Origin of the sequence: Paenibacillus sp. MZ04-78.2 (assembly GCF_024213375.1) — a bacterium.
GTDB lineage: Bacteria > Bacillota > Bacilli > Paenibacillales > NBRC-103111 > Paenibacillus_G.
In genome coordinates this window covers 1-14,655 of record NZ_JANAVJ010000066.1, presented here as the reverse complement: position 1 = coordinate 14,655, position 14,655 = coordinate 1, and the positions used below count along the sequence as shown (strand labels likewise).

Genomic DNA, 14,655 nt, shown 5'->3' with positions numbered 1-14,655 from the left:
TGGAACAAGTTTACAAAAAAATCTCCGCCGCGTACAGCAGAGATTTTGGGCGTTTATAAGATACCTGAATAGTTACGGAACATCTAACAATTTGAAAGTCAAACCCCTTGTTTTTTTCCAATACCTCTTCATATTTTTTTACCGACTGCTGAGTCGGCAGGGAACCTAAATCAAGGCACCTTCCCGATGTCATTAAGCTGATACTTTTCTATTTCAACTATTAAAGCCTGTTTCCATCCATCGAATATAGCTATATACTTAGGGTATGGGCATGGAAATAGCCCTAAAGCGAGGAAGGGAATGGTAATATGAAACGAGCAATCGAGTTAGCCTCCTAAAATAACGGAATTTACTATTTTAGGAGGTTATCCAATTGAACTTTACTGTAATCGATATGAACAAATGGGAAAGACGTGCGTACTTCGAGCATTATCTTAATCAGTTAAGATGTACCTTCAGCATAACGGCCAACTTGAACATTACCAAATTGCTCCCAGCCCTTCGGGCAAAAGGGTTCAAGCTTTATCCTGTGTTTCTTTATATGGTTACAAAAACGGTGAATGCGCACCGCGAATTCCGGGTTTGTTTCAATGAAGAAGGGGAATTGGGGTATTGGGAAAAGATGCTGCCCAGCTTTACCTTTTTTCATAAAGATGACAACACGTTTTCTGACCTGTGGACCGATTTTTCGAACGACTTCGGTGTGTTTCATCAAAACTATCTGGATGATATGAACACGTATGGCGAAGTGAAGGGCTTATCTGCAAAAGAAAATGTGCCGCCGAATACGATCAATGTTTCATCTATTCCCTGGGTTAGCTTTACCGGGTTCAACCTGAATGTTTATACGGATGGGCGGTATTTACTGCCGATTACTACTTGTGGCAAATACTTTGAACAAGCCGGCGAAATTTTGCTGCCCGTTTCTTTGCAGGTTCATCATGCGGTTTGCGACGGATACCACGCTAGTGTTTTTATAAATGAATTGCAGGAAATGGCTAATCATTGCGAGCAATGGCTGCTTCCTGATCCTGATGCTTCGTAAGACGAATGACAAACATTCCAGCCATGTAAAGAGGGGCGCCCCCCTCTTTTTATTGTACCTCCCCCAACAATCTTACCTTCCCCCCGCTCCCCAATCTCACTGTCGTAATACTTTCACCCTGTTCGGATGCTCCAAACTATGGAATAATCATCCTCAGGAAGCGAACGCCGCAAGGCGCGCAGCTTCCGGCAAAATCTCTTCAGGCTATCGCCATCCTTCCTTCTACGAACCCAATGGATATTAGGGTGGCGGCTTTCCTGAAGAGATGAACCATCAGGCTATCGCATCTCTTCCTTCTACCTAACCCTGATTTTAGAGATGCGAATTTCCTGATGACGATCCATCCGTTATGGAGAGGAGGCATCCGGGCAGCTGTATTCCTTATTTCCCAGAGTCTTGTAATGAAAAACGTCATTTACCTGAGAAGAAACAGAAAAGTTGTCGTCCAACCCGGCCGTCATGTTCTTCCCGATAACTATATGGCAACTGCACTGAAAAATATTGAATACCTGGGCTTTACGTTCTCCAGACCGTTAATGGAAGCCCTTCGCACCCTCTCCATCGAGGAGTTCACGGCGATCTACCACCAGCTCGTGGCGGACTTGAAATCGCTCCTGGGAGCGAATGTGAACTTCAAACCGATGTACCACAATTTTCCCGAGCAAGTGATGCTGCTCAGCCAAGCCGAGCTGTATCTGAACGCCATCTATCACTACATCACCCTCGAGCTGCCCGAGCACGAAGCCATCGAGAGACTCCCGTTACTGGATCAAGTGGATCTGAAAATCATTGATTTGGGAAGCCAAGAAGATTTCGATCAAACGATCCGCAATCTCATCGCGGCAAAAGGCTCGATTTCCGAACAAGACAAGGAAGATATCGAATGGGTCATCGCAGCCTACGACGATCTGGGCGCCGTGCTGCCGGACGAGATTCCTTTGAAAGAAAATGTGGGCTTTGTGGTCGGGACGCTGCTTAAGTACGATAAGGCCAGCCTTGACCTCGTCGGACAATACGTGAAGACGGCAACGGATGTGCTGCGTTTGGCTGTTGCTTTTTCGGATGGGGATGTCAGTCTGGCGGCGAACACGAAGTTCCGCAAATTCAAGCGTGCCGAACGGCGCTTGCTTCTGGGACTGCTGGACCGGTGCGGCAATATCGTCGAAGATATGCTGCGTTATAAGCGTCGCTGGATACGTCTTGGAGAAATTTTACACCCCGCCGAATACAAAAACCGGTATGCTCATTGCCAAGAGGCCTTCGATATTCTCCGAAACAATAAACCGTACGAAACGTTCAACGGAAAAGTGGAGCTGGCGCTTCGCCGGAAGGATACGCTGCTCGCGGCAGCTTTGCTAAAAACGCGCGCAGGTGAATTGGCCAGACGGTTAGATCATCTGTTGAGACTCTCTGGGGATACCTCGCAAGAGATGGACCGGTTGGCCAAGCTTGCGCTTCACCGGAAGGATGCGCCGCTCGCGGCAGCTTTGTTGAAAACGTACGCGGGCGAATTGGCCAGACCGTTAGATCATCAAGTATTGAGGCTCTCCGAGGATGCCTTGCAAGTGATGGAGCGGTTTGCCGAGGTCGCCGATCAGGTATCCACGCCCGTGCTGCTGCAGGTCATGGCTCATTTTAGCCATCGCCAGGACATGCGCGAGCTGCGCACCTTTTTCCCGAAAGGCAATGTGGCGAAGGCCATGGCCATTCCGAATACACTGCCGGGCATTCACCCGGATGCTTGTGCGGCAGTGGTCGACATATGCAGACGCACTTTAACCCGCCGTTTCTCGGAGCTTCCGCCGCTAGGAGCCGTTTATATTGACGAAAGCTTGAAGCAGTACTTGATGCCGTTCTCGCAGCGGTCGGCCAGCAAAGCGCTGCGTACCATCGTCCGAGGCAGCCGGGTTAAGATGCCGGAAGGGGATACGATCCGCTTTTTCCTCTGGTGGAAGGAAGGGATGGTTAACGGCAAGCATACGGGGCGCGTCGATATCGACTTGTCGGCGGTGATGTACAATAAGAATTGGAAGTACGTCGAGCATATCTCGTACACGAATCTGCGGTCCGACAAATACAAAGCCGCGCATAGCGGAGACATTACATCGGCTCCCCAAGGCGCTTGCGAGTTTATCGATCTGCATATTCCTTCGATCGTCCGCTATGGCGGTCGATACATTGTCGCCTCGCTGAATTCGTTCACAGAGCAGCCCTATTGCGACTTGCCGGAATGCTATGCCGGTTGGATGATGCGGCAGGCTCCCAAGACCGGGGAGGTATTCGAGCCTTCGACCGTGGCCGATAAAATCGATCTCACCGCAGATACCCGGATTGCCATTCCGGTCATTCTGGATCTGGTGGAACGAACCGTAATCTGGACGGATTTGGCTTTGAAGCAGCATCCGTACTACTACAACAATGTGGAAGGCAATAAGAAAGGGATGGTCCTCATGGGAAAAGCCATGACCACGCTGACGAAGCCTACCCTCTATGATTTGTTCACGCTGCACGCAACGGCCAGAGGTCGCAAGGTAGAGCATGCGGACGAAGCTGATACGGTTTTTGCCGTGGACCGTGGCGTTACGCCTTATGATATTAGCACCATCATGTCGGAATACATTGTGTGAGCGGACGTGCATTGGAACGCCTTAAGGGGCGTTTCTTTTTTTTATTGAACCCATCGCTATATGACGATTGTCATACCCTCGATCTGACGTTTATGACTACAGCTTGCGGGACGCTTGTTCTATAATGGAACATAGAAAACCTGCGTCCGGCGTTGTATAACGTTCCCCGCGCGTCTTATCGAGGAGGAAGTCAACGAATGTACAAAGAAAGTATCGCCCATTTGAAGAAAAACGTCGGTCCCTTCGAGAAAACCGATACGAAGTCAAGTCTATGGCAGCTTGTGAATACGCTGGTGCCGCTGGTGCTGCTCTGGTATGCAGCGTATGCAAGCCTGAGCGTCTCGTACTGGTTAACGCTTCCTCTCACCATCGTGGCCGGCGGCTTTGTGGTCCGGACTTTTATTATTTTCCATGACTGTTGTCACCAATCGTTCTTCAAAAGCCGGCTCGCTAATGATATACTCGGAACTATCACGGGTGTGATGACGCTCTGTCCGTATGAGCAGTGGAAATACAGCCATTCAATCCATCATGCCACAAGCAGCAACCTCGATAAGCGCGGCGTCGGGGACATCTGGATTCTCACTGTGGACGAGTATGTCGCCGCTCCGTTATGGAGACGGATCGCTTACCGGATTTACCGGAATCCGCTGGCGATGTTCGTCGCCGGCCCGGTCTACGTGTTTCTGCTTCAATACCGCTTTAACCGCAGAGGAGCGAGACGCAAAGAGCGGATCAACACTTACGTGACGAATCTGGCTATCGTCGCTCTGTATGCGCTGCTGATCTGGGTGATCGGCTGGCAGGCTTTTGTGCTGGTTCAAGGCCCGATCTTTTTCGTCTCCGGCTTGCTGGGGATCTGGATGTTTTACGTGCAGCATCAGTTCGAGGATTCCTACTTCGAGAATGAGGACCAGTGGAGCTACGTGAAAGCGGCCGTGGAAGGGAGCTCTTACTACAAGCTTCCGAAGCTGCTGCAGTGGATCACCGGAAATATCGGGTTTCATCACGTGCATCATTTGAGTCCGAAAGTGCCGAACTATAATCTGGAGAAGGCTCATGAGGCCACGCCCGAGCTGCAGAACGTTACGACGCTTACGATCGGCATCAGCTTGCAGTCGCTTCGCTTCCACTTGTGGGACGAGCAGGGCAAGAACTTTGTAGGCTTTAAAGACATCAAGCATTTGCTCCGCAAGCCGGCGGCGGCCAGCCAAGCGAACAGCCCCAGTCCGGGCTTGCAAGGAAAATAAAAGCCTGTTTTCAAAAGACAAGGGTGACGCCATGCGCAAGTGGATTCAAATTATTCATAAAAATACGGGACTCAGCCCCTATGTATGGGTCGTCTTTTATATTCTTCCGTTTTATTTTATTTTCACTTCTTCTTCGACTTACGAAGTAGCCGTCGGCATTACGATGATCATCGGCTTCTTTATATGCTACGTGCTTACTTTTGTATCCAAAGGGTGGCAGGTGTACTTCTGGACAAGCGTGCAGATCGTCATTTCCATTACGATGAGCCTGCTGTTCGGATACGTTTATTTCTCGCTTTTTCTGGCGTTTTTTATCGGCAATATTCAGCATCGGGTCGGATTTTTCACGCTGTATTCCATTCATGTGGTCAGCACGCTGGTCACGATCAATTACGGCTTCGTGACGCAGAATCCGGTCATTATTACGCAGCTGCCGTTTGTGCTGGTCAGCCTGATCGGCGTCATTCTGCTGCCGGTGAACACGTACAACCGGAATAAGCGGGAGCAGCTGCAAGACGAACTGGAAGTGGCGAACAGGAAAATTTCCGAGCTCGTCAAGCTGGAGGAACGCCAAAGAATCGCCCGTGACCTGCATGACACGCTCGGTCAGAAGCTTTCGCTCATCGGCCTGAAGAGCGATCTGGCCGGGAAATTAATCGGCAAAAACCCGAGCCGCGCCCAAGCCGAGCTGAATGACATTCACCAAACCGCCAGAAGCGCGCTGAAGGAAGTGCGGGAGATGGTTACCCGGATGCGCGGCACGCGGCTGGAGGATGAAGTATTTCGGGTCAAGCAGATGCTGAAAGCGGCGCAGATCGGTTTTGCTCTGGAGGGCAGCCCGAAGCTGACCAACACCTCGCTGCTGAACGAAAATGTGGTCAGCATGTGCATGAAGGAAGCCGTTACCAATACGGTCAAACATAGCGGCGCATCCACATGCTGGATTACCATCACGCCGTCGCGGACGGAGCTCGTGGTCCGGGTGCAGGACGACGGCTGCGGTCTGGCGGAGCATCCGGACTGCTTGCGGGGCAACGGACTGGGAGGCATGAAGGAGCGCCTCGAATTCGTGAACGGGAGTCTGGAGATCGGCCCGGGTCCGGGCACGACAATCGTGATGAAAGTGCCGAATGTCTTCAAACAACCGGAAAAGGAGGCGGGGGGATGATTCGCATTGTCATTGCCGAGGATCAGCGGCTGCTGCTGGGCGCGCTGGCTTCCTTGCTCGACCTGGAAGAGGACATGACGGTCGTCGGACGGGCCAACCATGGTGAGGATGCGGTCAGGCTGGTCCGCCTTCATCAGCCGGATATTTGTATCATGGACATCGAGATGCCCGGGAAGAGCGGGCTGGAAGCGGCCGAGGAGCTGAAGGGCAGCGGCTGCAAGGTGATCATCCTGACGACGTTTGCCCGCTACGGCTATTTCGAACGCGCGCTGAAAGCCGGGGTGCACGGGTATTTGTTGAAAGACAGCCCCAGCGAAGAGCTGGCCGATTCGATCCGCAGCGTCATGGCCGGCCGGCGCATCTACGCATCGGAGCTGGTCGACGAGGCGGACGGGGAGGAGAACCCGCTGACCGAGCGGGAGCAGGAAGTGCTGCACCTGATCGCCGACGGGAAGAATACGAAGGAAATTGCCAGTCAGCTGTATATTACCACCGGAACCGTCCGCAACTACATTTCCGTCATTCTGGATAAGCTCGGCGTCAGCAACCGGATCGAAGCGATCATGCGGTTTAAGGAAAAAGGATGGTTCAAATAACCGCTGCACAAGTCGCAAGGAGGCTGGTACCATGAAAAGCTTGCTTGTAACGGGCTATAAGGCGTCGGAGCTTGGTATTTTTTCGTTGAAGCATCCCGGCATCGGGATCATTAAGAAAGCCCTGAAAAGCCGGTTCGCCGCTTTGCTGGACGAAGGGCTTGAATGGGTGATCGTCAGCGGCCAATGGGGCGTGGAGCTGTGGGCGGCCGAGGCCGCGCTCGAAATGAAGTCGCAGGGCTTCGAGCTGAAGCTCGCCGTCATTCCCCCGTTCCTGGAGCAGGAGGCGAACTGGAGCGAAGAGAAGCAGGCCGCTTACAAGCAGGTGCTGGCGGGCGCGGACTATGTGAACAGCGTCACGAAAAGCAACTATAGCGGGCCGTGGCAATTTCGGGCGCGGGATCAATTTTTGCTGCGCAATTCCGACGGTCTGCTGCTTGTCTACGACGACGAGAACGAAGGCTCGCCGAAGTTCATCCGGGAGGAAGCGCTGCGTCTGGCGGATCAGGAGTATTATCCGATCCACAGCATCACGGCGTACGATCTGCAAAGCACGGCCGAGGAAGAGGCAACGCTTCATCCATATGACGAATAACGAAAAAACGTAACGAACGCCAAGTCCGAACTTTTTGCGGCTTGGCGTTTTTCGTGCTGCCACGGGCAGTTAATCCGGCAAGCAGGCTGCTTGTCTTCGAAAAATGGGCTATCGACTTCCAAGTTATGGTAAGATAAAGGGGTGTTAGCGGAAACGGAGGGATGACAAATGAGAGCGCTTTCCTGAATATGGCGTTCGCTGCCGCAGGAAATTATTTTAGATGAAAGGTGGGTATTTCATAATGGGCTTTCCTCGTAAAAGATCAAGCGTTGCTGTTCTCCTCGTCGTAGCCATGCTGCTGCATATGGCAGGGGTATTGTACGTTGCCCCTGAGCCTGCGCATGCGGCCGGAACGACTTACTATGTCGATTCGGTGGGCGGAAATGACACGAACGCCGGAACAAGCTCCTCCGCGCCATGGGCTACTTTAGCCAAAGTCAACGCCACGACGTTTCAGCCCGGTGACAAAATTTTGTTCAAGTCGGGCAGCGTCTGGACCGGGCAATTGTGGCCGAAGGGATCGGGTACGAGCGGGAATCCGATTGTGATCGACAGCTATGGAAGCGGCGCCAAGCCGATTATTAACGGAGCGGGCACGACCTATCCCGCGAACACATCGGGCGCCGTCATGCTGTATAACCAGGAATATTGGGAAATCAATAACCTGGAGGTGACCAATTTCAGCTCTTCTATTGTGTCCTCAAGGGCCGGTATTTTGGCGTACAACAATCAGCCGGGCTTGAAAAACCATATTTATGTGAGAAATTGCTACGTTCACGATGTCAATTCGGATGTGAACGGCAACAAAATCAGCGGCGGGATCATTTTCTTCGGCACGCATATTGATGAAGACGGGAACGCCACGGTAGGCTTGCAGGCCGGATTTAACGACGTGCTGGTGGAGAACAACCATGTGGCCAATGTAACGAAGGAAGGGATTCGTACGAAATCGGATGCGGGCAACGGGTACCCGAAGATCAGCACGAATATCGTATTCCGGGGCAACTTTGTCGAAGAGGTATGGGGAGACGGCATGGTGCTGGCGGAGGTGCTATCCGGCGCTTTGGCCGAGTACAACACAGTGAAAAACCATAGCAAAACGTCTTCCGGCAATTACGCGGGCCTATGGACGCACTATACGACGGGAGCCGTCGTTCAATTCAACGAAGTGTACGGCGGAAGCGGCGGACACAACGATGGGGAAGCCTTCGATTCGGACAACCATTGCATCGGAGACGTGTTCCAGTACAACTACAGCCACAATAACTCCGGCGGGCTCCTATTGGTCATGCACAGCGCAACCAATCTGAAATTCAGGTACAACATCAGCGAAAACGACGGCTACCGCTCCGGTCAGGAAATCTTTTTCTATCATAGCGCCAACGCCGGAAACGAAATTTACAACAATACCATTTACGTAGGACCTCAGGTGACGACCCAAATTTTTGATAACGGTTCCAATATGGTCAAGTTTTACAACAATATCATTAAAGCGGACGGAACGATTACGAAGTTCGCGGAGAAGGCTTGGAGCGCGTCGGCCGTATTCCAAAACAACAGCTTCTACCCGGCGACCATCGACGACATCAACGGTCCGGCGGCGCATCCCGGTTTAATAACGGCCGATCCGCAGCTCGTCCACCCCGGAGCCGGAGAAACGAACATCAATATGAACGATCCGAACCGATTGAACGGCTACAAGCTTCAGCCGACGTCGCCGCTCATGAACAGCGGAGTCTCCTTGGCGAATAACGGCGGCAGAGATTTCTGGGGCACGGCTCTGGGTAACGGCAAGCCGGATATCGGCGCTTTCGAGCATGTGTCGGGCGGTCCGATCCCGCCCACGGTGAGCTATGAGCCAACCGCCGATTCCTATGTGAGGGACGGGGCTTACGCGGGGGCGAATTACGGCACAGAGACGACGATGATGGTCAAAGCCGATGCGTCCGGGTATGCGAGAAAATCTTATGTTAAGTTCGATTACGGAACCTTTGGCGATTCAAGCGCCGCCTCTGCCAAAGTGAAGGTGTATGTCCCGGCCGTCAATACGGACGCTGCAAGAACGGTCAAACTATACAGCACGGATAAAAGCTGGAGCGAGACGGGCATCACCTGGAACAACGCCCCGGCGGGCACGACATTCGTCGGCAGCGTTGTCATGAGCAATACGGTCGGGACATGGTATGAATTCGATGTGACAAACGATGTGAACAGCCAGATGTCGGACAAGCTTGTATCGTTCTTGCTGGTGAACGAAGGCGCGGACAGCTCGAAGGGAGACGTTTCTTTCAATACCAAAGAGGCTGCGAGCAACAAGCCGCAGCTCGTATTGACGCAATAACTTCCTTTGCTCGGAGGGATTGTCAGGATCATCGGGAAATAGCAGAAGCTTGGATGACGGAATGACGGAGTCTCTGCTATTTCCTTGATGCTTTTTAGGAGGCTTTTCACATGAAGAAACGGATGCCGTTTGTCATTGTGCTGCTCGTAGCTTTGTTTGTTTTATTGTTCTTCTTGTTCAGACAGCCGTCCCGCCCCGATTCGTATGCGGAGGTCTTGACGATCAACGGCGAACCCGTGGTCATGGGCGAATTCGAAATGGTTCTCAAGGATCGGGTAGCGGAAGTGTATGGATATTTTCATGAAACATATGGCGCGCAAGACCGTGCGGAATTTTGGACGACAAGCTTCAACGGTGAAATTCCAATCGAAATGGCGAAGAAAAAAACGCTGGAAAAGCTTAAAATCATAAAGACGGAGCAGCTCCTGGCCAAGCAATACGGACTGACGGACGATGTCAGCTACAGAAGCTTTAAAGAGAGGTTAACCGAAGAAAATAAAAGAAGGGCGGAAGCCGTGAAGAAGGGCCAGTCAGTATTCGGGCCCCGCGAGTATAGCGAGATCGCCTATTTCAACCACGTCCACGACACGATCAAACGGCAGCTTCTTGACTATGTTGCGAACCATGATGCTCAGGCCGCGAATGAGGCGCTGCATGTCACCTACGAAAACATGCGAAAAAAAGGGAAGCTAAAGAAGCCCGACCGTATTCGTACACAAGTCGTTGAATTGGCTTTTGAAAGCGGGGATGGTTCCAGTTCCTTAACAAGAAATGCCGTGAGGGAGACGATGAACGGAATCCGATCCGGGCTGGCGAGCAGCAAGGAGGCCGATGCGGTTGTCCGGCAGCTTGGGGTAAACGCTTCGGTGAAGGAAAGAATATTCGACGAATCGACTTATGCTTCGGATAGCAGCGAAGAAGAAGAAAAGGTGTTCGCTTCGGTCCGAAAGCTGAAGCCGGGCGAAGTCAGCGACGTATTCGAAACGGCCGGATCGGTATTCGTGCTTCAATGTACGGAGCGCACACCGGGCGGGGACCTCCGATTTGAAGATGTCCAAAACCGGCTGAAATGGAAGTACGCCGAAGAGCAGTTGAAACAACGGGTCGCCGAGACGGCGGAAAATGCGAATATCGTCATCCATCATAACGTTTATGACGCGATCGCGGTACGTTAGCTTGCCTCCGCGTGCCAATAAGTCAAAATAATGAACACATCCGGTAAAAATCATGCAAATCTTTAGCAGGCGCTCCGTGCTATCCTATTTCATAGGAATATAACCAGAGATGAACGAAGACGGAGGGAGCCTATGCTGTATCCACAATCAAGCAGTTCCAGAGCGATGCTTTCGCTAGACGGATTTTGGAAGTTTGTACCAGATGTTAACGATGACGGGGAACAACGGGGATGGACGCAACAACTGCCGGCCGATAGGGAAATCGCGGTACCGTCCAGTTGGAACGAGCAATATCAAGATTTGATGTACTTTTTCGGAACGGGTTGGTATGAGCGGGAGGTGGAGCTTTCCAGACAGCTCCGCTCGGAACGGATCTGGCTGCGCGTCGGCTCGGCGAATTATTTGTCGACCGTTTGGGTGAACGGGACGGAAGTCGGCCGGCATGAAGGCGCTCATCTTCCATTCGTGTTCGAGATTACCGACCATGTCCGTTGGGACGGCCCGAACCGCATTACGATCCGTGTGGACGCCGCCATCGCGGCCGATCGTCTTCCGCCGGGAGACGTGGAGGACGAGCAGATCGTCGGATTTAAAGGACAGTATCCGAACAATTACTACGACTTTTTTCCTTATGGCGGCATTCCTCGTTCGGTGACGCTGTTTACGACTCCGATGTCCTTTGTTAGCGACATTCGGATCACGACAGAGATCGATGGATCGGACGGCAAAGTAAAAGCCCATGTCGGTCTAAGCGAAGGCTTCGAAGGAGCTTGCATCGTTAGCATACGTGGCACGCAATGCCGTTCGTCCGTGAAGGTCCATCGAGATGGAGCGGACGGGGCCAAAGCTGTGTTCGACTTTACCGTTCCGGCGGCGAGACTTTGGTGTCCGGAGGACCCTTTCCTGTACGAATTGGAGGTCCGCTTGACGGACGGGGATGACCAAGCGATAGATCAGTACGTGCAAGCATTCGGCATCCGAACCGTGTCGATTCGGGGCACCGAGCTTTTGTTGAACGGCAAACCGGTATTTCTCACCGGCTTCGGGATGCATGAGGATTTTCCGGTACTAGGCAAAGGCATTTCTCCCGCGGTCATCGCCAAAGACTTCAACCTGCTGAGCTGGATCGGAGCGAACTCGGTCCGCACGTCTCATTATCCGTACAGCGACGAATTTTTAAGCTACGCGGACAAGCACGGCCTGCTGGTCATCGGCGAAACGCCTTTCGTCGGCTTCGTCCGCAGCCATTATCAGGGAACCGCCATCCTGAATAAAGCGAAACGGGTGATCACGGAAATGATCGAACGCGATACCAACCACCCGTCCATTATCGCTTGGAGCTTGGCGAACGAAGGAGACACGTTGGCCCCGGAGGCGGATGCGTTTTATGAAGCGCTGTACAGCCATGCGAAATCGCTGGACGATACGCGACCGGTTACGATTGTCAATTGCGTCGATGTAGAGAAGGACGTCGCGCTGAAGCATTACGACTTTGTCAGCCTCAACCGGTATCACGGCTGGTACGAGCAGGCCGGCCGGTTGGACGAAGGCTGCCGCGTGCTGGACGAGAAGCTGGACCGCTGCTTCGAGGTTCTCGGCAAGCCGGTGATGGTTACGGAGTTCGGAGCGGATGCGGTCGCCGGCGTGCATGTCGACCCGCCGGAGGTGTTTTCCGAGGAGTATCAGGCGGAAATGGTCACCCGGCAGTATGAAATCATCCGGCAAAAACCGTATACGATCGGAGCCCACGTATGGTCGTTCGCCGATTTTAAGACAAGCCAGACTCCTTCGCGGGTCGTCGTCAACCGCAAGGGCGTGTTCACGCGCGACCGCCAGCCGAAGCTTTCGGCGCACAAGCTGAAGGCGCTTTGGGGCGGGGAATCGCGCTGAGTCGAATCAAGCGCCACCAGAGCCAGATCATGTCCTATAAACGCCAAGCCCCAGAAATTTTGCGGCTTGGCGTTCTTTCAATCCTGCCGTTATCGCGAACGGATATTTCCGCCTCAAGAAATCCCCTCTAGTGGACTCAGCCGATCTTTAAAATGTTCCCGTTCAGTGGGGTTTTGAGCTTGTATATTTTTTGTATAGATTTGGTTGATATACTAAGCAAGCAGGAAATATGTAGAAATCTGGCGGATCGTGTCTACTCGGGCAACTGCCGATACGGCACCGGATGCAGATAAAAAACGAGGAGGATTGATAAAGCGTGTTTTTGCAAAGAAATCAATTTTATTGGAGAAAGCGGTTGACCCTGCTGCTCATTGTGGCGCTGGTGTTCGGGAGCTTCTCCGGCGTAATTGCCCCGCAAAAAGCGGCGGCGGCCCCGGGAGAGCCCCTGCCTTCGTGGGCAAGCAAGGCGGTTCTATGGCTGAAAGCCGATGCGGATTTCACTACTGCGGAGAACGATCTCACCACCCTTACAGGCTGGAAGGATCAGACGGGCAAGGTTGGTTTTGAAGTCAAGGGAACGGTGGGCTATCAAGCCAGCGGTACCAATTTTAATCCCGTAGTTAAGATTTCGGATAATACCGGAAATCTAGCGGCCGGTCTCAAAAATTATTTGAGCGGCAATACGAAGGTCGAGTATGCCGATGGGTACGCCGTATTCAAAGGAAACGGCGCCGTCGTAGGCTCCATCGAAGTTTATAATTATGGATTTGCCGTTTTTGGAAGTGAATCTAATTTCCTTGGTGTAGGTAACGGCGTAAATGGCACGTACTATAAGTATCCTTTTAACACCACCAATGCTAAGGCACGCCATCACTTAATAGGATATGACATATCAACTAGGTCTAAAAACCCTAAAATTAATGCTGATGTGAGTGTGAACGGGACAAGCGGACAGGCGATCTTGAAAGAAGCAAAAAGCCTCATGCCGACTTCACTTGAATTTACTCCAATGATTGGAGGCACCAAAGACAATAATAATGGTGTCAACTGGTACAATTATACCGGAGAGATTGCAGAGGTAATTCTTTTTTCGGAGAGTACCGCTGAGAACCGAAGCAAAATTGAAAGCTATCTCGCACTGAAATACGGTATTACCTTGAACGGAGGCCAGTCGGACTACGTGGATAGTGACGGCAAGCCGTTTTGGTTTTGGTCTAAAGATGTCAATGCCGGTTACGGCTATCGCATCGCAGGCATCGGCAGAGATTCCGGCAGCGGGCTGGAGCAAAAGCAGTCCAAGTCCCAGGAAGTCGGGGCGCTGGTGACGATTGCGGCAGGGAAAGAGACCCGAGACTCCAACAAAGACATTGAAAGTGGCAGTATTGTTAACGACAAATCTTTCTTGATGTTCGGCGATAACAATGGCGCTACAACGTATAGTAAAGATGTTGAAAAAACGAACCTGAAGCGGATGGAGCGGGAATTCAAGGTACAGAAAACGAACTGGAAAGACGCGGATATCGCCTTGAAGCTAGATACGGCAAAAGACAACCCGGCTGACTTGCACTATCTGGTCATCCGTGACAAGACCGGGACTATGACAGCGCTTGTTCCGTTGAATGCAGCGGGAGAAGCGACGTTCAACAGCAGCAAGCTTGGCGATGGCTACGTGTTCTCTTTTGCGAATGTGAACAAAGCCGCACTGCAAGAGAAAGTGAATCAAATTGATAGTGAAAACCTGAAAGAAGCCGACTATACGACGGAGAGCTGGCAAGCGTTGCAGAGAGCGCTGGCTGACGCCAAGACGGTGCTGGGCAATGCAAACGCCACACTAGAGGAAGTTGACAGGGCAAAGGAAGCGCTGGAAACAGCACGGAAGGGCCTTGCCTCTGTGGACAAAGCCGCACTGCAAGAGAAAGTAAAGGGAATTAACGACGAAAAACTGAAAGAAACCGACTATACGCCGGATAG

10 protein-coding genes are annotated in these 14,655 nt (G+C 52.1%); all 10 read left to right on the top strand.

The window, feature by feature from the left end:
* Positions 1–373 precede the first annotated feature (373 nt).
* Complete coding sequence (gene catA, locus NLX71_RS24940; protein ID WP_302058439.1) at positions 374–1,045, top strand: type A chloramphenicol O-acetyltransferase; 672 nt, start codon at positions 374–376, stop codon at positions 1,043–1,045.
* A 401-nt stretch (positions 1,046–1,446) separates the two neighbouring features.
* On the top strand, positions 1,447–3,672 hold the full coding sequence (locus NLX71_RS24935) for a TerD family protein (RefSeq protein ID WP_254366480.1): 2,226 nt from the start codon (positions 1,447–1,449) through the stop codon (positions 3,670–3,672).
* A 197-nt stretch (positions 3,673–3,869) separates the two neighbouring features.
* The gene (desA, locus tag NLX71_RS24930; RefSeq protein ID WP_254366479.1) at positions 3,870–4,922 is read left to right on the top strand and encodes a Delta(5) desaturase DesA; all 1,053 of its coding nucleotides are present in this window, start codon (positions 3,870–3,872) and stop codon (positions 4,920–4,922) included.
* Positions 4,923–4,953: 31 nt separating this feature from the next.
* Complete coding sequence (locus NLX71_RS24925) at positions 4,954–6,090, top strand: sensor histidine kinase (RefSeq protein ID WP_254366478.1); 1,137 nt, start codon at positions 4,954–4,956, stop codon at positions 6,088–6,090.
* The gene (locus NLX71_RS24920; protein WP_254366477.1) at positions 6,087–6,686 is read left to right on the top strand and encodes a response regulator transcription factor; all 600 of its coding nucleotides are present in this window, start codon (positions 6,087–6,089) and stop codon (positions 6,684–6,686) included. Before NLX71_RS24925 ends, NLX71_RS24920 begins: the two co-directional genes overlap by 4 nt.
* Positions 6,687–6,717: 31 nt before the next feature.
* Entirely contained in the window at positions 6,718–7,278 is a 561-nt protein-coding gene (locus NLX71_RS24915; protein ID WP_254366476.1) for an SLOG family protein, read from the top strand.
* 241 nt (positions 7,279–7,519) lie between these two features.
* A complete protein-coding gene (locus NLX71_RS24910) occupies positions 7,520–9,619 on the top strand; it encodes a CBM96 family carbohydrate-binding protein (protein WP_254366475.1) in 2,100 nt (699 codons plus the stop codon).
* Positions 9,620–9,729: 110 nt separating this feature from the next.
* Positions 9,730–10,794 (top strand): peptidylprolyl isomerase, encoded by a 1,065-nt coding sequence (locus NLX71_RS24905; protein WP_254366474.1) that lies wholly within the window; start codon positions 9,730–9,732, stop codon positions 10,792–10,794.
* A gap of 132 nt (positions 10,795–10,926) precedes the next feature.
* A complete protein-coding gene (uidA, locus tag NLX71_RS24900; protein WP_254366473.1) occupies positions 10,927–12,684 on the top strand; it encodes a beta-glucuronidase in 1,758 nt (585 codons plus the stop codon).
* Between the two features lie 316 nt (positions 12,685–13,000).
* A partial coding sequence (locus tag NLX71_RS24895; RefSeq protein WP_254366472.1) for an FIVAR domain-containing protein occupies positions 13,001–14,655 on the top strand: 1,655 nt, incomplete at its 3' end.